The sequence below is a fragment of the Citrobacter sp. LUTT5 genome, from assembly GCF_009905315.1.
Taxonomy (GTDB): domain Bacteria; phylum Pseudomonadota; class Gammaproteobacteria; order Enterobacterales; family Enterobacteriaceae; genus Citrobacter; species Citrobacter freundii.
In genome coordinates, this window is sequence record NZ_CP047606.1 from 3,204,732 (window position 1) to 3,230,441 (window position 25,710).

27 protein-coding genes, 1 tRNA gene, 2 other RNA genes and 2 pseudogenes are annotated in these 25,710 nt (G+C 50.9%); 17 read left to right on the top strand and 15 right to left on the bottom strand.

The window, feature by feature from the left end:
* Positions 1-34 precede the first annotated feature (34 nt).
* From aat to infA, 4 genes and pseudogenes are all read left to right on the top strand, one after another.
* On the top strand, positions 35-739 hold the full coding sequence (gene aat, locus GUC46_RS15505; RefSeq protein ID WP_032948928.1) for a leucyl/phenylalanyl-tRNA--protein transferase: 705 nt from the start codon (positions 35-37) through the stop codon (positions 737-739).
* Positions 740-880, top strand: a pseudogene (locus tag GUC46_RS24290) (hypothetical protein); the annotation flags it as partial.
* 40 nt (positions 881-920) lie between these two features.
* Positions 921-1,097: pseudogene (locus GUC46_RS24295) on the top strand (hypothetical protein); the annotation flags it as partial.
* Positions 1,025-1,243 carry a translation initiation factor IF-1 gene (gene infA / locus GUC46_RS15515; protein WP_002211347.1) on the top strand — a complete coding sequence of 73 codons (219 nt, stop codon included), beginning with the start codon at positions 1,025-1,027 and terminating at the stop codon, positions 1,241-1,243. The pseudogene GUC46_RS24295 and the gene infA, both read left to right, overlap by 73 nt.
* 79 nt (positions 1,244-1,322) lie before the next feature.
* On the opposite strand, the gene GUC46_RS15520 is transcribed toward infA, so the two are convergent.
* Entirely contained in the window at positions 1,323-2,234 is a 912-nt protein-coding gene (locus tag GUC46_RS15520; RefSeq protein WP_003847025.1) for a LysR family transcriptional regulator, read from the bottom strand.
* Between the two features lie 108 nt (positions 2,235-2,342).
* On the opposite strand from GUC46_RS15520, the gene GUC46_RS15525 reads away from it, so the two are divergent.
* The 5 genes from GUC46_RS15525 (at position 2,343) to GUC46_RS15545 (ending at position 4,497) form a co-directional block, all read left to right on the top strand.
* On the top strand, positions 2,343-3,203 hold the full coding sequence (locus GUC46_RS15525; protein WP_003847027.1) for a pirin family protein: 861 nt from the start codon (positions 2,343-2,345) through the stop codon (positions 3,201-3,203).
* A gap of 16 nt (positions 3,204-3,219) precedes the next feature.
* Complete coding sequence (locus GUC46_RS15530) at positions 3,220-3,897, top strand: isochorismatase family protein (RefSeq protein ID WP_003035382.1); 678 nt, start codon at positions 3,220-3,222, stop codon at positions 3,895-3,897.
* 149 nt (positions 3,898-4,046) lie between these two features.
* Positions 4,047-4,134 (top strand) — tRNA-Ser (locus GUC46_RS15535).
* A gap of 45 nt (positions 4,135-4,179) precedes the next feature.
* A non-coding RNA gene (locus GUC46_RS15540) (RtT sRNA) lies at positions 4,180-4,316 on the top strand.
* A gap of 44 nt (positions 4,317-4,360) precedes the next feature.
* Positions 4,361-4,497: non-coding RNA, RtT sRNA (locus tag GUC46_RS15545), on the top strand.
* A 321-nt stretch (positions 4,498-4,818) separates the two neighbouring features.
* Here the strand turns inward: GUC46_RS15545 and rlmC are convergent.
* The 10 genes from rlmC to GUC46_RS15595 form a co-directional block, all read right to left on the bottom strand.
* Complete coding sequence (gene rlmC, locus GUC46_RS15550; RefSeq protein ID WP_044701666.1) at positions 4,819-5,946, bottom strand: 23S rRNA (uracil(747)-C(5))-methyltransferase RlmC; 1,128 nt, start codon at positions 5,944-5,946, stop codon at positions 4,819-4,821.
* Positions 5,947-5,987: 41 nt separating this feature from the next.
* Positions 5,988-6,476 (bottom strand): YbjO family protein, encoded by a 489-nt coding sequence (locus tag GUC46_RS15555; protein ID WP_003035378.1) that lies wholly within the window; start codon positions 6,474-6,476, stop codon positions 5,988-5,990.
* A gap of 59 nt (positions 6,477-6,535) precedes the next feature.
* Positions 6,536-7,381 (bottom strand): putrescine ABC transporter permease PotI, encoded by an 846-nt coding sequence (potI, locus tag GUC46_RS15560; protein WP_003035376.1) that lies wholly within the window; start codon positions 7,379-7,381, stop codon positions 6,536-6,538.
* Positions 7,378-8,331, bottom strand: coding sequence for a putrescine ABC transporter permease PotH (gene potH / locus GUC46_RS15565; RefSeq protein WP_130714836.1), 954 nt, complete (start codon positions 8,329-8,331; stop codon positions 7,378-7,380). The genes potI and potH overlap by 4 nt, the downstream gene beginning before the upstream one ends.
* A gap of 9 nt (positions 8,332-8,340) precedes the next feature.
* The gene (gene potG / locus GUC46_RS15570) at positions 8,341-9,474 is read right to left on the bottom strand and encodes a putrescine ABC transporter ATP-binding subunit PotG (protein ID WP_003035373.1); all 1,134 of its coding nucleotides are present in this window, start codon (positions 9,472-9,474) and stop codon (positions 8,341-8,343) included.
* 138 nt (positions 9,475-9,612) lie between these two features.
* Positions 9,613-10,725, bottom strand: coding sequence for a spermidine/putrescine ABC transporter substrate-binding protein PotF (gene potF / locus GUC46_RS15575; protein ID WP_003035370.1), 1,113 nt, complete (start codon positions 10,723-10,725; stop codon positions 9,613-9,615).
* A 433-nt stretch (positions 10,726-11,158) separates the two neighbouring features.
* A complete protein-coding gene (locus GUC46_RS15580; protein WP_003035368.1) occupies positions 11,159-11,635 on the bottom strand; it encodes a YbjN domain-containing protein in 477 nt (158 codons plus the stop codon).
* A 90-nt stretch (positions 11,636-11,725) separates the two neighbouring features.
* Positions 11,726-12,628: a 30S ribosomal protein S6--L-glutamate ligase gene (gene rimK, locus GUC46_RS15585; RefSeq protein ID WP_003836932.1), complete on the bottom strand. Its 903-nt coding sequence runs from the start codon at positions 12,626-12,628 to the stop codon at positions 11,726-11,728.
* 59 nt (positions 12,629-12,687) lie between these two features.
* The gene (nfsA, locus tag GUC46_RS15590) at positions 12,688-13,410 is read right to left on the bottom strand and encodes a nitroreductase NfsA (RefSeq protein WP_044701671.1); all 723 of its coding nucleotides are present in this window, start codon (positions 13,408-13,410) and stop codon (positions 12,688-12,690) included.
* Complete coding sequence (locus tag GUC46_RS15595) at positions 13,394-13,684, bottom strand: YbjC family protein (RefSeq protein WP_130714837.1); 291 nt, start codon at positions 13,682-13,684, stop codon at positions 13,394-13,396. The genes nfsA and GUC46_RS15595 overlap by 17 nt, the downstream gene beginning before the upstream one ends.
* Before the next feature lie 172 nt (positions 13,685-13,856).
* Between GUC46_RS15595 and GUC46_RS15600 the strand changes: the two genes are divergently transcribed.
* Positions 13,857-14,120: a GrxA family glutaredoxin gene (locus tag GUC46_RS15600; RefSeq protein WP_003035358.1), complete on the top strand. Its 264-nt coding sequence runs from the start codon at positions 13,857-13,859 to the stop codon at positions 14,118-14,120.
* Between the two features lie 34 nt (positions 14,121-14,154).
* Here the strand turns inward: GUC46_RS15600 and GUC46_RS15605 are convergent, their stop codons facing one another.
* Positions 14,155-14,535 (bottom strand): inner membrane protein YbjM, encoded by a 381-nt coding sequence (locus GUC46_RS15605; RefSeq protein ID WP_003035356.1) that lies wholly within the window; start codon positions 14,533-14,535, stop codon positions 14,155-14,157.
* A gap of 269 nt (positions 14,536-14,804) precedes the next feature.
* On the opposite strand from GUC46_RS15605, the gene GUC46_RS15610 reads away from it, so the two are divergent.
* The 3 genes from GUC46_RS15610 to GUC46_RS15620 all read left to right on the top strand — a co-directional run bounded on the left by GUC46_RS15610 (position 14,805) and on the right by GUC46_RS15620 (position 19,179).
* Positions 14,805-16,490, top strand: a complete 1,686-nt coding sequence (locus GUC46_RS15610; RefSeq protein WP_003035354.1) for an aspartate:alanine antiporter — start codon at positions 14,805-14,807, stop codon at positions 16,488-16,490.
* Positions 16,491-17,004: 514 nt separating this feature from the next.
* Positions 17,005-18,216: a multidrug effflux MFS transporter gene (locus tag GUC46_RS15615; RefSeq protein WP_130714838.1), complete on the top strand. Its 1,212-nt coding sequence runs from the start codon at positions 17,005-17,007 to the stop codon at positions 18,214-18,216.
* 165 nt (positions 18,217-18,381) lie between these two features.
* Positions 18,382-19,179: an SDR family NAD(P)-dependent oxidoreductase gene (locus GUC46_RS15620; protein ID WP_160180472.1), complete on the top strand. Its 798-nt coding sequence runs from the start codon at positions 18,382-18,384 to the stop codon at positions 19,177-19,179.
* Between the two features lie 12 nt (positions 19,180-19,191).
* On the opposite strand, the gene GUC46_RS15625 is transcribed toward GUC46_RS15620, so the two are convergent.
* Positions 19,192-20,106, bottom strand: a complete 915-nt coding sequence (locus GUC46_RS15625; protein WP_016149848.1) for a DMT family transporter — start codon at positions 20,104-20,106, stop codon at positions 19,192-19,194.
* A gap of 102 nt (positions 20,107-20,208) precedes the next feature.
* Between GUC46_RS15625 and GUC46_RS15630 the strand changes: the two genes are divergently transcribed.
* Positions 20,209-21,123: a LysR family transcriptional regulator gene (locus GUC46_RS15630; protein WP_003836947.1), complete on the top strand. Its 915-nt coding sequence runs from the start codon at positions 20,209-20,211 to the stop codon at positions 21,121-21,123.
* A 5-nt stretch (positions 21,124-21,128) separates the two neighbouring features.
* On the opposite strand, the gene GUC46_RS15635 is transcribed toward GUC46_RS15630, so the two are convergent.
* Complete coding sequence (locus GUC46_RS15635; protein ID WP_130714840.1) at positions 21,129-21,677, bottom strand: TetR/AcrR family transcriptional regulator; 549 nt, start codon at positions 21,675-21,677, stop codon at positions 21,129-21,131.
* A gap of 85 nt (positions 21,678-21,762) precedes the next feature.
* On the opposite strand from GUC46_RS15635, the gene GUC46_RS15640 reads away from it, so the two are divergent.
* From GUC46_RS15640 to GUC46_RS15650, 3 genes are all read left to right on the top strand, one after another.
* Positions 21,763-22,971 carry an MFS transporter gene (locus GUC46_RS15640; RefSeq protein WP_003836950.1) on the top strand — a complete coding sequence of 403 codons (1,209 nt, stop codon included), beginning with the start codon at positions 21,763-21,765 and terminating at the stop codon, positions 22,969-22,971.
* Positions 22,971-23,786 carry a Cof-type HAD-IIB family hydrolase gene (locus tag GUC46_RS15645; RefSeq protein ID WP_003035335.1) on the top strand — a complete coding sequence of 272 codons (816 nt, stop codon included), beginning with the start codon at positions 22,971-22,973 and terminating at the stop codon, positions 23,784-23,786. Before GUC46_RS15640 ends, GUC46_RS15645 begins: the two co-directional genes overlap by 1 nt.
* 107 nt (positions 23,787-23,893) lie before the next feature.
* Positions 23,894-24,175 (top strand): hypothetical protein, encoded by a 282-nt coding sequence (locus tag GUC46_RS15650; RefSeq protein ID WP_003836954.1) that lies wholly within the window; start codon positions 23,894-23,896, stop codon positions 24,173-24,175.
* 28 nt (positions 24,176-24,203) lie between these two features.
* Here the strand turns inward: GUC46_RS15650 and GUC46_RS15655 are convergent, their stop codons facing one another.
* A complete protein-coding gene (locus GUC46_RS15655) occupies positions 24,204-25,436 on the bottom strand; it encodes an MFS transporter (RefSeq protein WP_003836956.1) in 1,233 nt (410 codons plus the stop codon).
* Positions 25,437-25,710: the final 274 nt, after the last annotated feature.

Genomic DNA, 25,710 nt, shown 5'->3' on the forward strand with positions numbered 1-25,710 from the left:
AACGATCAAACTCGCGTAGTGGAGTTTCGCAGTCATGCGCCTGGTGCAATTGTCCCGCCATTCTATAGCCTTCCCTTCACCGGAAGGCGCTTTACGCGAGCCTAACGGTTTGTTGGCGCTTGGCGGCGATCTCAGCCCAGCCCGACTGTTAATGGCCTATCAGCGCGGAATTTTCCCGTGGTTTTCGCCTGGCGACCCCATCCTTTGGTGGTCGCCCGATCCACGCGCCATTCTTTGGCCCGAGAAATTTCATCTCAGCCGCAGCATGAAACGCTTTCATAAAAACTCGCCTTATCGCGTGACGCTCAATTACGCGTTCGGTCAGGTGATTGAAGGCTGCGCGAACGACCGGGAAGAAGGCACCTGGATAACGCATGATGTAGTGGACGCCTACCATCGCCTGCACGAACTGGGCCATGCGCACTCCATTGAAGTGTGGCGACAAAATGAATTAGTGGGCGGTATGTATGGCGTGGCGCAAGGTACACTATTTTGTGGCGAATCAATGTTCAGCCGTCAGGAAAATGCGTCCAAAACCGCACTGCTTGTTTTTTGCGCTGAATTTATCCGTCAGGGCGGAAAATTAATCGACTGCCAGGTATTAAATAGCCACACAGCTTCGCTGGGCGCCGTCGAAACCCCTCGTCGGGAGTACCTTGAACATCTGAGCAGACTGCGCCAGCAGCGGCTACCGAGCCATTTCTGGGTTCCCAGGACGTTATTTTCGCCTCAGGGGTGAATGTTTTCGGCACATTTTTTGTCGGGGTGTTATAATTGTCGCGCAGAGTTGGTTTAGCCCATTACCCCGCCGCCGTTAAGGAACAGTTCGCGTCAGGCAACGCCTATCGTTTATCTCCTCGTTCCCTTACACGTTGCGCTTTAAGTGCAGCTTTGCCGTGTGTGGTTAGAGTAATGCGCCAAACCCGATTTGCTGTGTTTTAAACGCACAAATCTTTACTTATTAAAAGAACTTCGGCATTATCTTGCCGGTTCAAATTACGGTAGTGATACCCCAGAGGATTAGATGGCCAAAGAAGACAATATTGAAATGCAGGGTACCGTTCTCGATACGTTACCTAATACCATGTTCCGCGTAGAGTTAGAAAACGGTCACGTGGTTACTGCACACATCTCCGGTAAAATGCGCAAAAACTATATCCGCATCCTGACGGGCGACAAAGTGACTGTTGAGCTGACCCCGTACGACCTGAGCAAAGGCCGCATTGTCTTCCGTAGTCGCTGATTGTTTTTAACGCCCGAATGGCGTCCAGATAATAAAAGGTCGGTTTAACCGGCCTTTTTTGTGGGCTGAGGATATGTATTTAATCCTCAATCATCCGCGCATATTCTTCCGTTAAGAAATCTACTAAAGCGCGCACTGACGGCAATAATCCCCTGCGTGATGGAAAGACTGCGTGAATAATTTCTCGCTTCGGTTCCCAACCGTCGAGCAACGCCACCAGTTCACCCGCGGCTAATTGATCTTTTACCATCAGTTGCGGAAGCTGCACTACCCCCACACCGGCAACTGCGGCTTCACGTAGCGCCAGCATATCGGTGGTAATCATTCGCGGCGTGAAATGCACCTCTGCCCGCGCGCCCTGCGGGCCAAATAACTCCCAACGATGTACATGTTTGCCCGAGGCGAGACTCAAACCAGGCCAGCGAGTCAGCTCCGCCGGAGAGTGTAGCGCCCCCATTTGCTCGATTAACTGCGGGCTGGCATACAAACGATGCCCTCTGTCCGCCAGCACACGCATCACCAGATCGCTATCCTCAAATGGTCTGGGCCTGACGCGAATCGCCACGTCCAGACCTTCTCCAACGACGTCAACACGACGATTTGTCGCCTCCAGTTGCACTGATACGTCAGGATAACGCGCCATAAAACGAGCAAGCATCGGCCCGATATGCACATGCAGTAACGTGACCGGGCACGTCAACTTCACCACGCCACGCGGTTCAACCTGTAACGCGGCAATGGCATCCTGCGCCGCCTGCGCTTCAACCAGCATCGCCTTACAGTGTTCGTAAAAGGTTTGCCCAACTTCCGTCACGTTAAACTGGCGGGTGGTTCGCTGAATCAGTCGAACTCCCAGCCTCTCTTCCAGTTGCGCTATCCGTCGGCTTAGTTTTGATTTCGGTTCATCAAGCGCCCGACCCGCCGCCGCGAATCCTCCTTCCTCTACAACATGCACAAACCATGCAAAATCATTGAGATCTGGCTTCGTCATCTAATTGTCCTATTTATGAGACAGTGAGAACTATTTTAGCTACTACTCAGCTCGCTGTCATGAATATAAGCTTATTCACATCAAGATAACGCCACTGAGGAGACACAAATGAAACACGTAACAGGCGTCTACACCGCACCTCGCCCGCACTGGGTTGGCGATGGATTTCCGGTTCGCTCGATGTTTTCTTACCAGTCTCATGCTGAGCAACTAAGTCCGTTCCTGCTGCTGGATTACGCCGGTCCACATACGTTTACGCCGGGTAACGAAAAACGCGGCGTAGGCGAGCACCCTCACCGTGGTTTTGAGACGGTAACCATCGTTTACAGCGGCGAAGTTGAACACCGTGATTCAACCGGTCGCGGCGGCATTATCGGCCCCGGCGACGTGCAGTGGATGACCGCGGGTGCAGGAATATTACATGAAGAGTTCCATTCACCAGAATTTACCCGTCAGGGCGGCGAACTGGAAATGGTACAGCTGTGGGTCAATCTGCCAGCAAAGGACAAAATGGCCGTTCCGGGTTACCAGGGCATCAACAGCGATGTGATCCCCTCTGTCGCCCTGCCTGATGAAGCAGGAAGCGTTCGGGTGATTGCGGGGAGCTATCAGGATACAAAAGGCCCGGCACATACCTTCTCGCCGCTGAACGTTTGGGATATGCGTTTACAACGTAATCATCAGCTCACGTTGTCCCAGCCGGAAGGATGGAGCACTGCGCTGGTGGTATTGAAAGGGAATATCACCGTAAACGGCACTACGTCTGCCAGCGAAGCGCAACTGGTGGTGCTGAGCCAGCAAGGGAAAACGCTGCATATTGAAGCCTCCAGCGACGCCAGCGTGCTACTGCTTTCTGGAGAACCGTTGAACGAGCCGATTGTAGGTTACGGTCCGTTTGTAATGAACACGAAACAAGAAATCGCTGAAGCCGTACGCGATTTTAACTCCGGCCGCTTTGGCCAAATCTGAATCGAAGGAGAAGAATATGTCCAGTCCTGCAAACTTTAATGGTTCACGTCCGGTCATCGATGTAAATGATTCCGTCATGCTGCTTATCGATCATCAGAGCGGGTTGTTCCAGACCGTCGGCGACATGCCAATGCCAGAACTGCGTGCGCGTGCCGCCGCGCTGGCTAAAATGGCGACCCTGGCGAAGATACCTGTGATTACCACGGCATCCGTACCGCAGGGACCTAACGGCCCGCTGATCCCTGAGATCCACGCTAATGCGCCACATGCCCAATACGTGGCGCGTAAAGGCGAAATCAACGCCTGGGATAACGAAGACTTCGTGAAAGCGGTCAAAGCAACAGGTCGTAAGACGCTGATTATCGCCGGTACGATTACCAGCGTGTGCATGGCTTTCCCGGCTATCAGCGCGGTTGCAGAAGGCTATAAGGTCTTCGCAGTGATCGACGCTTCCGGTACTTACAGCAAAATGGCGCAGGAAATCACCCTGGCTCGCGTTGTTCAGGCTGGCGTCGTGCCGATGGATACCGCCGCCGTCGCGTCTGAAATTCAGGGCACATGGAACCGTGAAGACGCCGCCGAATGGGCAGAAGTGTATACCAAAGTCTTCCCGGCTTATCAGTTGCTGATCGAGAGCTACAGTAAAGCCCAGGAAGTCGTGACCAACGGCGAAAAACTGGACTCTCAGCGCTAATCTTATCCTCCGCGCCTGCCTGGGCGGAGGAATATGTATATTGCGTAACCAAACGAGAGTTAACACGTAAATTCTGCTTGACCGTTTTAGCGCAACTCCCTATAGTAGCGCCCCGTTGCCCCCCAAGCGGTCAGGCAGCAATACAATATGGTGAGGTGTCCGAGTGGCTGAAGGAGCACGCCTGGAAAGTGTGTATACGGCAACGTATCCGGGGTTCGAATCCCCGCCTCACCGCCATATCTTAAGAAGAGCTCGTACGCAAGTACGGGCTTTTTTTTTCGCATATTGCATAGCCTGGCGGGGATGAGAAGCCCGGACCGGGGTTCGACTACTGGCGCAGCCAGTTGGACAGACTGAGAGCGCAGCGAACAGGCTGCCCGCAGGGCGAGCGAAGCGAGTCAATCCCCGCCTCACCGCCATATTTTAAGAAGAGCTCGTACGCAAGTACGGGCTTTTTTTTCGCATGTTGCACAGCCTGGCGGGGATGAGAAGCCCGGACCGGGGTTCGACTACTGGCGCAGCCAGTTGGACAGACTGAGAGCGCAGCGAACAGACTGCCCGCAGGGCGAGCGAAGCGAGTCAATCCCCGCCTCACCGCCATATTTTAAGAAGAGCTCGTACGCAAGTACGGGCTTTTTTTTCGCATGTTGCACAGCCTGGCGGGGATGAAAAGCCCGGACCGGGGTTCGACTACTGGCGCAGCCAGTTGGACAGACTGAGAGCGCAGCGAACAGGCTGCCCGCAGGGCGAGCGAAGCGAGTCAATCCCCGCCTCACCGCCATATTTAAAGAAGAGCTCGTACGCAAGTACGGGCTTTTTTTTCGCATATTGATTTGCCGGATGCGGTGCAAGCACCTTATCCGCCTACGAATGACGAACAACCTGTAGGCCTGATTAGCGAAGCGCCATCAGGCATAGCAGTTATTGTCGGCTGAGCAGCGTTAACACTTCATAATGCGAGGTGTGCGGGAACATATCGAAAAGCTGAACGCGTTCAATTCGATACCCAGGCAACTCACGAATATCCTTCGCCATGGTTTGCGCATTACAGCTGGAATAAACAATAAAACGCGGTGCCATGCGGGAAAGAAAATCGCACAGCGGTTTCCCAATCCCGCGACGCGGCGGATTCACCAGCACCAGATCCGGAACTTCGCCCTGAGCGGTAGCAAACTGAGTTGAATCCAACGCCTGAAAATGCAGATTCTGCAACCCAAGTTCCTGCGCCGACTGCTTCGCGCAGGTAATCGCCTCTGGCGCGATTTCAATCCCCGTCAGTTTCATTTGCGGTGTAGCGCAGTGCAGACCAAAACCCCCAACGCCGCAAAACAGATCCCACATGTGATTAACCGGAAGCTGACGCACCCAGTCGCGCGCCGTGGCATACAACTGCCCCGCCACCACCGGGTTAGTCTGGAAGAAGCTCTGTGGGCGGATCCACAACGGTACATCGTTAAAGCGTTCCGCCAGCGCCTGTTGTTCCGTCAGGAAGATTTCTGTCTCCCCTTCCATAATCGCCATATGCACCGGCTGAATATTGGCAGTGATCACTTTTAACTGTGGGAGTTGTGCCTGCAGCCAGGGCAGCGCCGCGCGCAGCTGTGCCAGTTTTGCTTCAGAACGCAGGACAAAACGCAGCATCATGCCGCCATCGAACCGGCTTTCCGTTAACAGCAAATATTTCAGTTCCCCGCGTTTACGCGCAACGTTATAGGGTGTTAATCCTGCTCGGGCGATAAACGGCTTAAGAACGGAAAATACGGGCGCAAAAGACTCAGGGTAGAGCGGACAGTCGCACAAATCCTCCGGCGTACCGTCACGATGCAACATCCCCAGCAACGGTTTTTCCACGCTGCCGCTGACCACCATTTTGGCTTTATTGCGAAACGCGCTTTCCGGACCACTGACCGGCGCGCACCATTCTCCGACCGGATAATCGGCCAGCAGATTCTGCAGATCGGCTGTTTTAGCGAAGAGTTGATCGGCGACAGGCTGTGTTATCCACTGACAGGAGCGACAGCGTTCGGCGTCATAAAGTGCGCACTGCATACAAAGACCTACAAATTAACCGGGGGCCAAGATTATACACGTTATTGCAAACGGAAGAACCGCCTGCTGGACGCAGGAACAAACAGTAGCAGCAATACCAGCATATCCGGCAGTTTTTGCATCACCAGCGTATGCAGGATTTCGCGTCTGGACTCCCCCGCAATACTGAACAGTTCGGGATATCCGTAGCCCAGCGAAGCAGCCCACAGATAGACGCTGGCGATAATCTGGGTCAACAGATAGATCCAGCGTGCCCAGTTCCGTCCTTTTACCAGCGAAAATGCACAGTAAATTTCGATAAATAGCAGCACCAGACTGCCCAGAAACACCAGCGTCAAATTCCAGGTCTGCACACTGCGATGAATAAACTCACTGGTTCCACGAAACCCAAGCGTATTAAAAATCATCAACAGATCGAGACAGCGGATCATAATAATAGCCAGCGCCGCCACCTGCACCAAAGCAGGGACGTTTAAGCGAGCATGTGATGTGGATGATTTCTTAAAAAATCCCAACGCGTCGTCTTCCATGAAAACGGCGCAACCACCACAGCTGCGCCGTATAGACAGGTTGGCAGATTTTAGTTTTTTCAGCCGCGTCTTGCACGTTGGATATCGCGGATCCGTTGTTTTTCTGTTCGCGCCATCAGATACCACGCGATAAATCCGATAATTCCTACCACACCAAGAATCAGCGTTGCCAGCGCGTTGATCTCCGGGTTCACCCCCATACGTACGCTGGAGAACACCAGCATCGGTAACGTTGTGGCGCCAGGACCAGAGACAAAGCTGGCAATAACCAGATCATCGAGTGACAGCGTGAAGGCTAATAGCCAACCGGAAATCACCGCCGGCATAATCATCGGCAGCGTGATGACGAAAAAGACCTTCAGCGGCGTGGCGCCAAGATCCATCGCAGCTTCCTCAATGGAATGATCCAGTTCGCGCAAACGTGAAGAAATCACCACCGCTACGTACGCTGTACAGAAGGTGACGTGCGCCAGCCAGATGGTCAGCATTCCGCGATCAGCCGGCCAGCCGATGGCGTGAGCCAACGCTACAAACAGCAGCAGCAGCGACAAACCGGTAATGACATCTGGCATAACCAGCGGCGCGGTGATCATAAAGGCGAAACCATTCGAACCACGAAAACGACCAAAGCGCACCATTACCACGGCGGCGATGGTACCAAGGATTGCCGCCATCGTCGCAGCGCCTGCGGCAATCGTTAGGCTCATGCCTACGGCGCTTATCATCGCGGTATCGTGAAAAAGCTCGCCATACCAACGCGTTGACCACCCTGCCCAAACCGTCACCAGCTTCGAGCTGTTAAACGAATAGATAACCAACATCAGCATCGGCGCGTACAGGAAGGTAAAGCCAACTACCAGGATAAAAATACGCCACGGCGAGCGAACGACTGGTAAGTTATTCATCCGTGTTCCCCCACGCTTTTTTGCTGATATTTGTGGAACCACATGATCGGCACAATCAGTAACAGCAGCATAATAATGGCGACAGCAGAAGCCACCGGCCAGTCGCGGTTATTGAAAAACTCCTGCCAAAGCACACGGCCAATCATGATGCTGTCCGGGCCGCCCAGCAGCTCAGGGATCACAAACTCGCCAACAGCCGGAATAAACACCAGCATTGACCCGGCAATAATCCCGCCCTTGGTCAACGGCACAATCACGCTAAAGAAAGTCTTCAGCGGTCGGGCACCTAAATCCAGCGCCGCTTCCACCAGCGAGTAATCAATACGGGTCAGCGCGGTATAAATCGGCAGCACCATAAAGGGCAAATAGGCGTAAACAATGCCGATATAGACCGCCAGATTGGTGTGCAAAATAGTCAACGGTTGGTCGATGACACCCAGCCACATCAGAAAGTTGTTCAGGACGCCGTTGTTTTTCAGGATCCCCATCCAGGCATACACGCGAATTAAAAACGAGGTCCAGGACGGTAGGATCACCAGCAACAGCAGAATATTACGCGTTGAGGGTTTACTGTGCGCGACTGCCCATGCCAGCGGGTATCCCAGCAGCAGACAACAGATTGTCGAAATTCCCGCCACCTGTAACGATTGCAGGTAGGCATCGAAATAGAGCGGATCGTCCGTCAGTTGCAGGAAGTTGCCTAAGTTGAGCGTGATGGATAACTGATCGTCAGCCCATGAAACGAGGTCAGTATAGGGTGGAATAGCGCGCGCCATTTCAGCCAAACTGATTTTGAAGACGATCAGAAAAGGCAGCAGAAACAGGAGCAGCAGCCACACATACGGCAGCGCGATCACCAGCTTGCGCCCGTGCTTCATTTGCAGCCGCGACATAAACAGCCTGAATCGCCCCGCGTTATCCGCGCGTGCCGCAGGTTCAAGTGTACTCATCTTCGCTCCTTAAACCGTCAACACCACACAGCTGTCCGCATCCCAACATAAACGGACTTCGTCACCCCAGGTTGGTAACCCTTTACGATAACGATGCTCATTTTGTAGCTGGGCGCTCAACATCTGACCGCTTTTCAAACGTACGTGATACACCGACAAATCACCCAGATAGGCAATGTGCACCACTTCGCCTACCGCGAAGTTATAACCCTCTGGCGGAGGCGCTTCGCAGAGCATGATTTTTTCCGGACGCAGCGCAACATACACCGGGACGTTATCGACAACAGAAGCATCGGCGTCCACTTTCAGCGGATGCACCAGTCCTGGAGACTCAATCACCAAACCATCTTCCCGACGTTCTTTCAGCAGTCCCTCAAAAACGTTTACCGAACCGATAAACTCTGCGCTGTAACGCGTGGTCGGATGCTCGTAGATCTCTTCTGGCTCACCAATCTGGACAAATTTTCCACGATTCATGATCGCAATACGACCCGCCATCGTCATGGCTTCTTCCTGATCGTGCGTCACCATAACGCAGGTCACACCGACGCGTTCCAGGATATCCACTACCTCCAGTTGCATGCGGTCTCGGAGTTTTTTATCCAGCGCCCCCATTGGTTCATCCAGCAGCAGCAGTTTTGGACGTTTTGCCAGGCTGCGCGCCAATGCCACGCGCTGACGCTGGCCGCCAGAAAGCTGATGTGGTTTGCGTTTAGCGAACTCCTGCATATGCACGAGTCCCAGCATCTCATTCACCCGACTGGCAATTTCAGCCTTCGGCAGTTTGTCCTGCTTGAGACCAAAGGCAATGTTCTGCTCGACAGTCATATGCGGAAACAAGGCGTAGGACTGAAACATCATATTAATTGGACGCAGATAAGGCGGGACATGCGCTAAATCGACGCCATCAAGCATGATTTGCCCGGTAGTCGGCAGTTCAAATCCCGCCAGCATGCGCAGCAGTGTCGATTTGCCACAGCCGGACGCGCCGAGCAGAGCAAATATTTCACCTTTGTAGATAGTAAGATTGACGTCATCAACGGCGTGCTGACCGTCAAATGACTTGGTCAGATTGCGAATTTCAAGCAGCGGGGTCAGCGCCTTGCGGATTTTCGCTTGTGGGCGTGGGGTTGCATCATTCACTCAGGTGCTCTCCGGCATAAAACAAAGAAACGGTGCAAATAACGCACCATAACGGTGCGTATTGCCGGGTTATATGTGTCCGGGCTCAACGCTGCCCGGCAGGCACAAATCCTGCCGGGTCATGTCCCAAACATCGGTTTATTTCCCGCTTTTTACCTTCGTCCATGCGCGGGTACGTACACGATCGATCTTCGGATCCTGTACTTTCAGTGTGAACAACTTAGCTCGCACATCCGCAGGCGGGTAAATACCCGGGTTGTCACGAACTTCAGGGCTGACCAGAGCCGTCGCTTCTTTGTTGGCATTGGCATAAAACACGTGGTCGGAGATATGCGCAATCACATCAGGGCGCAGCAGGTAGTTGAGGAACTGATAGGCTTCGTCTTTGTTTTTCGCATCGGCAGGCATCGCGAATACGTCAAAGAACGCCATTGCACCTTCTTTAGGAATTGAGAAGGAGATATTGACGCCATTTTTCGCTTCTTTCGCACGGTTTGCTGCCTGCCATACGTCCCCAGCCCAGCCGATTGCGACGCAGGTATCACCGTTTGCCAGGTCGTTGATGTACTGCGAAGAGTGGAAATAGCGAATATTCGGTCGCAGTTTCAACAACAGATCCGTTGCCGGCCCGGTGTAATCATCCGCTTTGGTACTATTTGGATCTTTACCCAAATAGTTCAGCACCGTGGCGAACACCTCTTCGGGGGCATCAAGGAAAGAGACACCGCAGCTTTTGAGTTTTTCCAGATTTTCTGGCTTGAGGATCAAATCCCAGCTGTCAACCGGCGCATCCGGCCCCAGCACAGCTTTAACTTTATCCACGTTGTAACCAATACCGGTCGTAGCCCACATATACGGCATCGCAAACTTGTTGTCCGGATCGTGTTTGCCCACCAGCTTCAGCAGTTCAGGATCAAGATTTTTCCAGCCCGGCAATTTGCTCTTATCCAGCGGCTGGAATACGCCCGCGGTCAGTTGACGCTCAAGGAAGCTGGCGGATGGAACGACAAGGTCAAAGCCGGTACTGCCAGCCATGAGCTTACCTTCCAGCACTTCATTGGAATCAAATACGTCATAGATGACTTTAATTCCGGTCTCTTTTTCAAAATTAGCCACCGTGTCCGGGGCAATATAATCAGACCAGTTATATATATGCAGCGTTTTTTGTTCAGCAGCGAGCGTGCCGGCAGAGACGGCCATCAGAGCACCCGCAACCAGGCCTGATAACCATTTTTTATTTAAGGCGGTCATAATCTCTTTCCTTCTGAAAGTTCGTTAACAAACGAACAAAAATGTCACACTCTAATGATATGCAAGAAACGTGCATATTCTTTCATGCGGCACCGATGTAAAGAGAGACCTCTCCTCACGCCGCTATTGCTCGCTGGCATCCGTCCAGGCATTCAACATACATTGTGGCCGTAGAACAGGTCACAAGGGGCTGTTTAAATGATGACGTTGGTAAGCTTCGCAAGAATAACTTTAGCCAGGAATTGTGGATATAGCCCAGATTAAAAAACGTCTTTTATCAATTTTTTATGCAGGAATTGTCTATGACGTAAAGCGGAAGGCGCTGAATAGAGGTGAATAATTCTTTAATGAAAGGTTAAATACAGAATAAAAACGGGCAATACGCAACCGCTCTGGCAGCGGCTGCGCAATATATGTCCAGATTCAGGACGAATTAATGGAGGAAATGAATTTCAGCGGTGCTATTCTGCGCATCTTCTTCAGCATTAAATAACAGCTGATGCGCACCGGCTTCAAGGATCACCATCGATATCTGCTCTTCGCTCTGGCGAACAAAACATTCAAACTGCTCAAACGTCACGCCCGGCATAACGGATAAAGACTGGCAAACCACCAGTTTTGGCAGATTATCATCCTGCATATCCAGAAAAGCTTTCACCGTCAGTGAGCTGGCATTGATCGCGGACAGATCGGCGGCCAGCGGCAGCAGTGCAGAAGGTCTGACTTCTGCCATCGCGGAAAACAGAATGACGTTATCGACCAAATCAACTTTTGCATCAAAGATGCCGTCAAAATTCTGCATGTGCGGTAAATGCAGCGCCTGACAGGTATCGCATTCAAAAAAACTCATGCCCAGGTCGTCGAGCCATTGACGCAACGTATCCAGAGTGGGAACGACCAGTGATGTCATAATAATGTGCGACCTCAATTGATGAAAAAAATACCGGCACAGCTTACGCAAAAAGAGCGTGTCATACCACGATCGCAATCGATATTGCGCTTAGCCGCCGATTTTAAGGCAAAATTCAGGCGTAGCGTGACGTTCGATCCACTGGATCATCTTGCCAGCTATGTCTATCCCGGTGGTTTTCTCCACTCCTTCCAGCCCCGGAGACGCGTTGACCTCCATGACCAGTGGCCCTCGATCAGCGCGCAGAATATCAACGCCTGCAACGTCCAGGCCCATAGTCCGGGCGGCTTTGAGCGCAATTTCTCTTTCGCGCGGCGTGATACTCGCAATAGTCGCCACACCACCGCGATGGAGATTAGAACGAAAATCGCCCTCTTTAGCCCGTCGTTCAATGGCGGCCACTACTTCGTCGCCCACCACGAAACAGCGGATATCGCGCCCCTTCGCTTCTTTGATATATTCCTGAACCAGGATATGGGCATTCAGCCCACGAAAGGCATCTACCACGCTTTCTGCAGCCTGCCGCGTTTCCGCCAACACCACGCCAATACCCTGGGTGCCTTCAACCAGTTTCACCACCAACGGCGCACCGCCAACCATGTCAATCATGTCGCTGGTATCGTCGGGAGAGTGGGCTATCCCGGTGATGGGTAAATCAATTCCCTGACGCGCCAGCAGCTGTAGCGAACGCAGCTTATCGCGCGCTCGTGTAATCGCTACCGATTCATTCAACGGATAGCTACCCAGCATCTCAAACTGGCGCAGCGCCGCCGTCCCATAAAAGGTAATCGCGGAACCAATCCGCGGGATCACCGCGTCGAAATGGGGAAGCTGACGGCCCTTGTAATGAATAGAAGATGCCGCCGGACTGATGTTCATATAGCAAGAAAGGGGATCGATAACTTCAACCAGGTGACCGCGCTGCATCGCCGCTTCACGCAGGCGTTTACAAGAATAGAGCGTTCCGTCCCGGGACAAAATGGCAATTTTCACCCTGCACCTCTCTGAATGACCTGGTAAAAGCTGGCGTATCATACACTGGGTTAAAATCTTTAGCGCGTGGCCCATCCCTGTTTATGCAAATATTCCAGGATAAAGGGGCGACTTTCTTTAATGATGGTACGGCGAATGTGATCGCTCCAGGTGTCACGACGCGTATTGCTGCCGCGGGTCAGATAGTACTGCGCAAGCTGTTCGTCATACTGCGACAAAACGTCTGTATCGAGCGGCTGATACTGGTTTTCGTGCACAACAAGCGACGCAGGCAGGCGCGGCTTGATATCCGGGTTATCCGCAGGCCAGCCAAGGCACAAACCAAACAGCGGCAGAACGTGCTGCGGCAGCTTCAGTAGTTCGGTGACCGGCTCAATATTGTTACGCAAACCGCCAATGAATACGCCGCCAAGTCCCAGCGACTCTGCCGCCGTCAACGCATTTTGCGCCATCATTGCAGTATCAACCACGCCCAGCAGCAGCTGTTCCGCCAGCCCAAGTTGCGCATCAGGGCAAATCTGCAAATGACGATTAAAATCAGCGCAAAACACCCAGAACTCAGCGGCCTGCGCCACATGCTTTTGGCCGCCAGATAAGGTAGCCAGCGATTCACGCAGAGATTTATCCGTTATACGAACGATCGTCGTGCACTGTAGAAAACTGGAGCTTGACGTTCCCTGAGCGGCGGCAATAATCGCCTCACGCTGTGCATCCGAAATATCATCATCGGTAAAATGGCGAATGGAACGGTGGCTGCGGAGTAAATCAATGGTTGGTGTCATCTCTTTTGTCTCTGTCTAAATCAGTTGAATCACCGGGTGCGCGTGACATCAGTTGCGGTGCCAGCAGTTGAGCAATACGCCACACCAACGCCACCGCAGCAGGGAGCATCAGCAGTACGCCCAGAAATATCATCACCACGCAGGCTAACGGGCTGTTAAGCGGTGCGGGCAAGGTGAGGTAATCGTTAAGCGATAGCAGCGCCAGCGATAACAAAACCATCCCAATTATTTCCAGCATCAATACGCTTTTGGGTAATACACCAATTGTGCGCATACGCGGCCTCCCGGCGAAATGGCTTTCATTATAAAACGTTCCGGCTTGCCGTGTTTAACAGATATAGCTTGAGGATATCAAAGCAACAGGCTGAACCTGCTTTCCATCCGTCACAAATCGCGGCATCATAACAAGTATTGCCATCCGGCCTGATAAGTTCGAGGAGAAAGAGATGTTTGCCGTTATTTTTGGTCGCCCAGGGTGCCCGTATTGCGTGCGCGCAAAAGAATTAGCAGAAAAATTAAGCAGTGAGCATGACGATTTTAACTTCCGCTACATTGATATCCATGCTGAAGGAATTACCAAAGCAGATCTGGAAAAAACAGTAGGTAAGCCAGTTGAAACCGTTCCGCAGATTTTCGTCGATCAAAAACACATCGGCGGCTGCACGGATTTTGAAGCATGGGCAAAAGAGAATATGAATCTATTCGCCTGATAGCTGTTTCTACGCCCTCAGCTTGAGGGCGTCATCAGTTCTTTTTCCGCCGTTGATGCTGATTGAATAAGCTACTGATAAATAAAAAACATAATGCGCCAAGCGCGCACCAAAACACCGCACTAAACAACCACGCCAGCTCTTGCCACAATGAACGCGTCGGCATAAAAACGAAACGCATCAGTAACAGGCAGCACGGCGCCGCCAACATTGCACCAAGAAGGGGTTTGAGTACTTCCCGACGATGGGAAAAAAAGCTTGCTGCAGCACCAGGTAAGATAAAAAACAACAATCCGACCTCAGGATGCCCTGCTGCTCTGAATGCCCCTTTCACGTTCAGCGTTAATGAAAGACACACCACAATAAAGAGCACAAAGCAGCAGACCGCACTCGCCCAACTTTGCTTATGTTTCAATCGTTCCTCCTGACACATTCTCTATCGAACACTCTTTTCGCCCGCAGGCGTCCAGTCAGATAAAGTAACTCGGCATTCCATGCCAAAAACACACCCACACGATTCTTATAGCCGTTGATACGTAATGAGATTAAACTAGCCGCATATATTGTTATGCTGCATTATTCGGGGCTGTGTACGATGCTATCGCCCCTTAATTTCTGGCAAAAACATTAGCGTAAATTGCCATTTCTTTCAATAGCTTACTAGTAAACAAGAAGTTAGTCTCCGTGAATATAAACGTCGCAGATTTGTTAAATGGGAATTACATCCTGTTATTATTTGTGGTCCTGGCTCTGGGCCTGTGTCTGGGCAAATTGCGTCTGGGTTCAGTCCAACTCGGTAATTCCATTGGCGTTTTAGTGGTCTCCCTATTATTAGGTCAGCAGCACTTTAGTATTAACACCGATGCATTAAATCTCGGCTTTATGCTGTTTATTTTTTGCGTCGGCGTCGAAGCCGGCCCCAACTTTTTTTCGATTTTTTTTCGCGATGGGAAAAATTATCTAATGCTTGCCCTGGTGATGGTCGGTAGCGCAATGCTGATCGCCCTGGGGCTGGGTAAGCTATTTGGCTGGGACATCGGCCTGACGGCGGGTATGCTGGCTGGCTCGATGACCTCAACGCCGGTGCTGGTCGGCGCAGGTGACACCTTGCGCCATTCAGGAATGTCAGGGACACAACTTTCAAGCGCTCTCGATAACCTGAGCTTGGGTTACGCCCTCACCTATTTGATTGGTCTGGTCAGTCTGATTGTTGGTGCGCGCTATTTGCCGAAACTTCAGCATCAGGACCTGCAAACCAGCGCCCAACAAATCGCGCGTGAACGGGGCCTGGATACTGACGCCAATCGTAAAGTTTACCTCCCGGTGATTCGCGCCTATCGCGTTGGCCCGGAGCTGGTGGCATGGGCTGATGGTAAAAATCTGCGCGAACTGGGTATTTATCGTCAGACCGGTTGTTACATTGAACGTATCCGTCGCAACGGCATTCTTGCCAACCCGGATGGTGACGCGGTGCTACAAATGGGCGATGAGATAGCCCTGGTGGGTTATCCAGACGCCCATGCCCGCCTCGATCCCAGCTTCCGTAACGGTAAAGAGGTGTTCGATCGCGATCTGCTCGATATGCGCATCGTCACTGAAGAAATTGTAGTGAAAAACCACAATGCCGTTGGTCGTCGCCTGGCTCAGTTGAAACTGACCGACCACGGTTGTTTCCTGAACCGCGTGATCCGCAGCCAGATTGAAATGCCTATTGATGACAACGTCGTGCTCAACAAAGGTGACGTATTGCAGGTCAGCGGTGATGCTCGTCGCGTGAAAACCATTGCCGATCGTATCGGCTTCATTTCGATTCACAGTCAGGTGACCGATCTGCTGGCCTTCTGCGCCTTCTTTATCATCGGTCTGATGATCGGGATGATCACCTTCCAGTTCAGTAATTTCAGCTTCGGCATCGGGAATGCGGCTGGACTGCTGTTCGCCGGCATCATGCTGGGTTTCCTGCGAGCCAACCACCCAACGTTTGGCTACATCCCACAAGGTGCGCTGAACATGGTGAAAGAGTTTGGCCTGATGGTATTCATGGCTGGCGTCGGTTTAAGCGCAGGCAGTGGCATTGGTAATGGGCTGGGGGCCGTCGGTGGTCAAATGTTGATTGCCGGTCTGGTAGTCAGCCTGGTTCCGGTTGTTATCTGTTTCTTGTTTGGTGCTTACGTATTACGCATGAACCGCGCCCTGCTGTTTGGCGCCATGATGGGCGCACGTACCTGTGCTCCGGCAATGGAAATCATCAGCGACACCGCACGCAGCAACATCCCTGCGTTAGGCTATGCCGGGACCTACGCGATAGCCAACGTTCTGCTGACATTAGCGGGGACACTCATCGTCATTGTCTGGCCTGGCCTTGGTTAGCGCTGAAATTTACCCTTAAACGAAAATTTTTTGCAGGTAAGCAGAACTTTTCTTCAAGGTGTCAGTCATAACTATTGCCACTGCTTTTCTTTGATGTCCCCAATTTGTGGAGCCCATCAACCCCGCCGTTTTGGTTCAAGGTTGATGGGTTTTTTGTTGCCTGAAATTTACTACTGAAAAAATCAATCACGTACACCCACACCAACACCAACACCAACACCAACACCAACACCAACACCAACACCAACACCAACACCAGCAGTATGCCCGTATTCGAAGTCAGTGTACTTATGGTTCCTCGTGCTGCCTGGCAATCAAACACAATTAAATTTAACTGGAACCCTACCATCGAAAATTATGGCTATATACCTGTGACTCATATCTCAATTTTTTGAGTCAAAAGTTTGACAGTTCATTTCAACTCTGTTTTATTGCCTACACGATAATTATCCACAACATCTCTATTTAAATAGTGAACTTTTTCATGCTTTTAATTTACTCATGGTGATAAGTAATGAAGCTGCAAACTGTTATTCATAGAAAGAACATAATTTACTTTACTGTCGGCCTGGCCATGTTGACGATAATGGGAATTCTGGGAGTGGACACTTATTTACCTTCAATTCCCGACATCGCAAAAGAATTTGAAAAAAATGTCTCAACCACGCAGTTGTCGATTATGATTTATACCCTATGCATTGGTTTTGGACAGCTAATTTTTGGTCCATTATCTGATGCTATTGGCCGGCGAAAAATTATGCTTACAGGTGCGGTTATTTATGGCGTGACAACATATTGTCTCACGCTCTCAACCGGTCTGGTTATGTTTCTGGCGATCCGTGTCATACAAGGTCTTTCTATATCAATAACGCTGGTTACAGCAATCAGCGCAGTTCGAGATGTAACTCGTGGTTCAGTGGCCGCGACGCTGTATGCCATCATCATCACTATCGAAGGTGTCGTTCCCATTGCTTCGCCCCTGCTGGGAGGGGTAATTAATGACTTATGGGGATGGCGCGCAATTTTTTTAATGATATGTGGCTATGCTATTATAACGTTAATATACGTTTATTTTAACTTCCCTGAAACACTCAGCCATGAGAGAAGGGTTGCCTATTCATTAAAATCATCATTTAATACGTATAAAGAGATCAGCAAACAACCTCGATTTTATCTACCTTGTCTGTCTCTTGGTCTGTCATTTTCGCTGATTTATTGCTATGTCACAGCCTCCCCATTTATTTTTATGGTTACGTTTGGATACTCATCAACGCAATTTGGTGTGCTTTCATCAATTATTGGAGGCTTCCTACTGCTGGGGGCTGCATTATCAGGTAAACTTCTTAAGAAAAGGTCTGCGCCGCAAATTTTGAATTCGTGGCTGAAAATCATCGCCTCATTTATTGTACTGTGTATTCCATTAATAATACTTAGTTATCACGTCAATATTTTTATATTCTTCTTTATTATCCTGATGTTTGCTGGAGGGATGTTCGAATCACTCTATACCTACCTGACCATGTCCAGCCAGCGCACCAACCTGGGAGCGACCTCTGCGTTGATGGGAGCCGCCTCGCTGGTTATTCCGTCAGTCATCGGAGGTGTCGGTAGTTTTTTAATTGAGCTAAATACCAGCATCTGGATGATGTACTTGCTTTTGATAATTTTGATAATGATATACATGTTAAATAAATATCAAACACTTACAGTAACTGATCGGCGTTAAAATGAGCTGATAGACATTGCTGCTATAAGATCTATAGCAGCAATGTCCCCGACATAACCTGATTTTTCATCGCTGAGTGAGGTTCCCCGGAAACGCTTTCTCAAATTTGCAGCATGCCCGTTATGGCACATACTTTACTCGGTGCTAAATGGTGATGGGGTTGCTATGTTACTCTCAGGCAAAGTCGCAATGATCTTCGGTGGCAGCGGCGCTATTGGTAGTGCAGTTGCGCATACTATGGCGCGCGAAGGGGCCCATGTGTATCTGGGCGCGCGCCGTCAGGAAAAGCTGGATTGGACCGCCAGTGGCATCCGAACGGCGGGTGGTACAGTCGAAACCTTTATCACCGATGTACTCGACGAGCACAACGCATCGAAGGAAGTTACCCGCCTTGTACAGCAAACCGGTGGAATAGATGTGGTGGTTAACGCAACGGGATTTATGCACGAACAGGGCAAGCGCATCGATGCATTATCCCTCTCTGAGTTTATGAGCGGTATCACCCCTTTTCTTGCGGCGCAGTTCAATATCGCAAAAGCCGAAACGCCGCACATGGGCGGCAATCGAGCAGGCGTTATTCTCACCATCGTTGCGCCCGCAGCCCCGATGGCGATGCCTGGGCATCTCGGCCATATCGTCGGCTGTGCAGGAACAGAGGCTTTTATTAAGGCGCTCGCCAGCGAGACGGGACCAATAAACATTCGTGTCGTCGGCGTGCGGTCGCATGCGATTGTGGATGCTGTAGCGGCTGGCTCCTATACCGGAGAAATTTTCACCGCTAAAGCACAGTCAATGGGTTTAACCGTCGATCAATGGTTAGTGGGGGCGGCGCAAAGTACCATGCTCGCGCGCCTGCCTACGCTTGCACAAATCGCTGAGGTTACAACCTTTCTCGCTTCAGACCATGCCAGCGCCATGACCGCCACAGTGGTAAATATTACCGGGGGCGCCACCATAAGCTAATTTACCCGCTTTTCACGCCACGCGCTGCTGCGAGCCTTTTTTTGCACTCGGACGGGAACACAATGCTATACCGCACATAATAACCAACGCGCTCACCAGATGATATGAATGCAGAGTGACGTGCAAAAACATCACGCTAAATAATCCGCCACTCAATGGGATCAAGTGTGAATAGATCTCTCCACGCGTTGCGCCAATGGCGCTAATCCCTTTGTTCCATAATAGATATGACAGCCAGGAAGGAAAAATAACAAGGTATGCCAGCCCAGTTACAACGCCTGTATTGGCATAGCTATTCCATCCCGGCATACCATTGCGTATCAACTCCAGAGCCAGTACCGGAATAAGTACAATCGCACCTAACAGCGCGCTCACTGCGACAAAGGCATTTCCCTTTACCTCACGCGGTTTAATGCGTAAAAAAGCACAATAGACGGCCCAACTTAACGCTGACCCCATGGTCCAGAAATCGCCCTGATTCAGATGTGCAAATACCCGCGCATTTATCATATCACCCTGCGACACCAGCCATATAACACCAACAGTACTCAGGATCACACCAGCTATATTTCGCGCAGAAATCCGCTCTTTAAAAAAGAACTTATTGATTAACAGTACGAGCGCCGGGGTGGTGGACATATAAATCGCGGCATTAAGCGAGGTTGTATATTGCAAGCCGATATACAACGTTAAGGGGAAAAGAACCTGACCACAAAGCGCAAGGAAGACGATAGTACCAAAGGATTTTTTCATCACCGGCCATTGCTCTGTGACCTGACGAAAATAGAGCGTCATCAATAATAACGCGGTAAATACCCAGCGTGCCGCTGATAAAACGATGGGATTAACTTCAGCGACCAAGAGATGACCAATCACATAATTTCCACCCCAAAAACAGGCAGCCAGACTGAGTAAAAGATAGGGCATATTTGCGCCTTATTGTCAGTTGTACGGTATGACCACAAGGCTACGGCGGCGTGAGAATGAATGCTAATATAACGTTTTTATCCATCTGCATAGATTAAAACTATGAAATTTACGCTAAGGCAACTTGAGTTTTACATCGCGCTTGCAGAAACATTACAAATTTCCAAAGCTGCCGCACGCTGTCATATTTCTCAGTCATCAATGACCATTGCCATGCGGAACCTGGAAGAAGCATTAGACGTGCAGCTATTTGTACGTTATCCCAAAGGTGTGAAGCTCACCGCTGAGGGCGAGCGCTTTCTGGCACATGCCTGCAACATCATTAACAGTAGCCACTCGGCTATTGACGCCCTGCATGACAGGAGCGAAATTCTCACCGGCACAGTGCGCATAGGCATTGCCGAAACGCTCTCTGCCTATCTTATTCCGGATATACTCAACGATATTGAACGACGTTTCCCTTTGCTGGAGATCGTGTTTTATGAAGCCACTGCACCGGAACTGGTACAGGCGCTACGGGAACAAAAGGTCGATTTTTGCCTGCTTCTGACCTCAAATATCAACCATGATAACGACCTGGAGATCGAAACATTTATTCGTTCACAGCGCCGCCTGTGGACGTCTATTGGGCATCCGCTACAGAGCCAGGCATCGATCCGTTTAATAGACGTCGAGAAACTACCATTTTTACTGCTGGAAACCGATAAGTACCCTGACGTAATCATCGATTACTGGCAGCAGCGTGGCTATACGCCCAATATCAGTTTTCGCAGCAACTCTTTTGAAGCAATAAGAAGTCTGGTTGCAAAAGGCAGAGGGATAACCATTTTATCCGACCTGGTGTATCGCCCGTGGTCACTGGATGGTCTGCGCGTCATGCACAGAACGATTGATGATTTTATTACTTATATGGATGTCGGGACGGTAAAAATAGCCGCCCGACCGTTGACGCCAGAGGCGGTAAAAGTCATTGATTTTTTACGTCAGGCCGTTACCCGCCTCGACAAACCATTTTGAGGATTTTATCTCTGCGGCAATTCGGCAATACGCTCCACCATCATCAGAATATCTTCTCGCTGCAGCGGTTTTTTATCCGTAACAAAATGCAGCGTCATTCCTTCAATAAACGCATCCAGCGCCCGCGCCGTAACCGGATCAAACCACTGCTCTAACGTTTGTTGGCTGCGTAGCATCCAGTTCTGCATCACCGTTTTCAACGCTGGTTTACGGCTGGCGAAAGCATACAGCTGATACATAAGCTCCATATTATCAGGCGTTGTGAGCTGGGAGCCGTAAATCATATCGGTAATCGCATGGCAGGCCGCCTGCGCATCAGCAACGTCGGCAAAAAAATCCTGGTACTGCTGAGACATAGTATGCGTAAAACAGCTGAATGCCTCCAACAGCAGATCATCTATTCCTGCAAAATAATAGGTCATTGAGCCCAGTGGCACCTCGGCAATCATAGCGATTTTACGGTGTGTAACCCCATGAATACCATGGATTACTATCGCCTTAAGGGTGGCCTGAACTATTTTTTCCCGCCGCTGCGGATCGTTTGCACGTCGCACTGCATTTCCTCTTCTTGCATTTGTGTACAAATGTACACAACCTTGCTAATGTTGTCTTCTTTCCTCTTTTCTTTGGCTCGAATTCATGACTGGCATCTCATCACGCAAAGCCTTAAGACGTCGCACCTGGGCGCTGTTCACGTTCTTCTTTTTACCAGGATTATTAATGGCCTCCTGGGCAACGCGTACCCCTGCCATCAGAGATATCCTCTCAATCTCTACCGCCGAAATGGGCGCGGTGCTGTTTGGACTCTCTATTGGTTCGATGAGTGGCATTCTTTGTTCGGCCTGGCTGGTGAAACGATTTGGCACGCGCAAAGTGATCCGCACTACCATGTCATGTGCGGTCATTGGGATGGCTATCCTCAGCGTGGCGCTCTGGCTGCATTCCGCCTGGCTTTTCGCATTTGGTCTGGCCGTGTTTGGCGCCAGTTTTGGCGCAGCAGAAGTGGCCATCAACGTCGAAGGTGCGGCGGTTGAACGCGAAATGAATAAAACCGTGCTGCCGATGATGCATGGTTTTTACAGCCTGGGTACGCTGGCGGGCGCAGGAGTCGGGATGATGCTTACCGCCTTCAGCGTCCCGGCAAACGCGCATATTCTGCTGGCGGCGCTGGTAGCTATCACTCCTATCTTTATCGCCATCAAAGCAATTCCTGACGGCACGGGTAAAAATGCCGCTGATGGTTCTCCCTCCGGTGAAAAAGGACTGCCTTTTTATCGCGATATCCAGTTATTGCTGATTGGCGTCGTGGTGCTCGCAATGGCATTTGCTGAAGGTTCCGCCAACGACTGGCTTCCGCTGCTGATGGTGGACGGTCATGGGTTTAGCCCAACATCAGGCTCTCTGATTTATGCCGGATTTACGCTGGGCATGACCGTTGGCCGCTTTACTGGCGGCTGGTTCATCGACCGCTACAGCCGCGTAACGGTGGTGCGCGCCAGTGCGCTGATGGGCGCTCTCGGGATTAGCCTGATTATTTTTGTCGACAGCTCTTGGGTGGCGGGTGTTTCCGTTATTTTGTGGGGACTCGGTGCATCACTCGGCTTCCCGCTGACCATTTCAGCCGCCAGCGACACCGGCCCCGATGCACCAACCCGCGTCAGCGTTGTCGCAACAACCGGCTATCTGGCGTTCCTGGTTGGACCGCCGCTGCTGGGCTACCTGGGTGAACACTACGGCCTGCGCAGCGCTATGCTGGTGGTGCTGGCGCTGGTGCTTGTCGCCGCCATCGTCGCGAAAGCGGTGGCGAAACCGGATCTCAAAAATACCACGGTGATGGAGAACAGCTAATGAGCATCAAATTAATTGCGGTCGACATGGATGGCACATTTTTAAGTGACCAAAAAACCTATAACCGTGAGCGCTTTATGGCGCAATACCGCCAGATGAAAGAACAAGGGATCCGCTTTGTGGTCGCCAGCGGCAATCAATATTATCAGTTGATTTCCTTTTTCCCCGAACTGGCCAGTGAGATCTCATTTGTTGCCGAAAACGGCGGTTGGGTAGTCAGTGAAGGTGAAGATGTTTTTAACGGCGAACTGGCAAAGGATGATTTCCAGGCCATCGTTGAACATCTGCTGACCCGTACAGACATTGATATCATTGCCTGTGGTAAAAGCAGCGCCTACACGCTGAAGCAGTACAGCGATGAACATAAAGCTGTTTCTGCCATGTATTATCATCGTCTCGAATTTGTAGATAATTTTGACAATCTTAACGACGTTTTCTTCAAGTTCGGGCTGAATATTTCCGACGACAGAATCCCACAGGTGCAGGCCGATCTCCACGAGGCGATTGGCGACATTATGGTGCCGGTGCATACAGGCTACGGGAGCATCGATTTAATTATTCCTGGCGTGCATAAGGCAAATGGTCTGCGGCTGCTGCAACAACGCTGGAATATTAACGACGATGAGGTTGTTGTGTTTGGCGATGGTGGAAATGATATTGAAATGCTGCGCCAGGCGGGATTTAGTTTTGCAATGGCCAACGCCCATGAGCCGGTTATCAAGGCGGCGAAATATCGCGCGGGATCGAACAACGAAGAGGGCGTCCTGGATATTATCGACCGCGTGTTAAAGAATGAAGCACCGTTTACGCATTAACGCCTCAGCACAGACGGCAACAAAATGATGGCATGATCTATTCATAATCCGCCTCAAATTAACCCACTGGATTATTACTTCCAGTGAATATTTCAGGTGAGCGGATTATGAAGAAAAGTGTACTGATGGCGACATTGTTGCTGGGTTTTGCAGGGTCAGTATTTGCACAAAGCGTTACCGTTGATGTACCAAGCGGTTATAAAGTGGTGATCGTGCCCTCTTCCGTCAGCGTGCCGCAGGCGGTCAACGTGACTACCGCGCCACAAACGGTGTATGTTGCCCCGACTCCTGCCCCGGCTCCTGTTTATCGCGCACATCCTTATGCGCGACATGTTGCCAGCGTCGGTGAAGGCATGATCATCGAACATCAGATTGACGATCACCACTAAGCTTCTGCCAGGCCCGGGCAACCGGGCTTTAGCCTTCCCGGGAATCCCCTACCCGTTTATCTTTCAGGAAGATCACCATCAGAATCAGCCACAGCACCCCGCTGGCCAGATTGAACAAGCTGAACAAGCCGTTGCCTCCCAGCAGATAAGCGTGTTTACTCAGCTCGATACCAACGGTAAAAATCAGCATCTGCAACATACCCATTGCGGCAGAAACCGTACCTTTACTCATTTCACTGGCAAACAGCGTCAGGCGCACCAGCCCCGCATTCGCCACGCCAATGCCAAACGCATAGATACTCAAACCCGCCGTCATCCATAGATATGCATGAGATGACACCACCGTGGCCGCAGCGGCAATAATCAGGCCAACGGCAATTGGCCAGCCGCCCATGATAATCAGCGAACGCACGGTTTTTCGCGAAGTCAGACGCGCCAGCACCAGGTTACCGGCAATCAGCGCACCAAAAATCGGCACCTGCAACAGGCCATATTCGTAGCTGCTGAGATGTTCTCCGCTGATGATAATAATCGGGGATTGCGCAATCCACGCCAGTAACGGCAGGCTGACAAAACCCAACGCCAGTGCGCCTGCAACGAAACGCACGTTCCTTAGCACCAACTTATAATCCTTGCCCAGCTCTTTAATGGACAGCTTTTCACCCAGCCGGGTTGCCGTTTCCGGCATCGCGCGTTGCAGACCAAAAAAGGAGATGGCCGCCAGAGCAGCAAACAGGATAAACATCCCTTCCCACGGCAGAACATGTACCCAGGCTGCGCCTACCAACGGACCCAGCAGCGGCGCAATCAGCGCCACGTTTGCCATCAGCGCGGTAATTTTTATGCAGACCGCTTCTTCAAAGGATTCCTGAATGGCGGCGTAACCCACCGCACCAATAAAGCACAGGCTTATCCCCTGCAAAAAACGCAGGAAAGTAAATTGCTCAATATTCTGTGCAAGCAGGGTCGCAAGGCAGGTCACGATGAACCAGAGCACGCCGGTTAACATCACCGGACGACGCCCAACACGATCCGATAGCGGTCCTAACAACCACTGTAAAAACATGCCGCCAGCCAGATAGGCGGTCATGGATGTGGGTACCCAATCTAATCCGGCATTGTATTGCTCCACCACCGCCAACATTCCAGGCTGGATCATATCGTTGCCGATATAAGTAGAGAATTCGTAAAGCACCAGACAGAGAGGGAAAAGTAATGCCTGACGCCCCAAACGGGCGCCTGAAGATAAACGGTTCTGCATGCAGTCTCTTAGCTATAGAAAAATCGCGCAAAGTGTAATAAATGCGCCGTACTGGTGATAGTGAATTATGTGATTTGAAAGCAAAATGCGCACATTTTTACATTCATTTGCTCAAGAAGATTTTGCTTTAAGGTTAATTTAAGTTGAGACCGCTATCATGCTCAATAAGTCTCATTAATTGTCTTAAAAATAGTCATTTAGCAGACAAATAAGACAAGACCGCTTTTTATCCCGTGAAAGCAATTTTATGCTCTCGCTCCCATGGGCCTTTTTA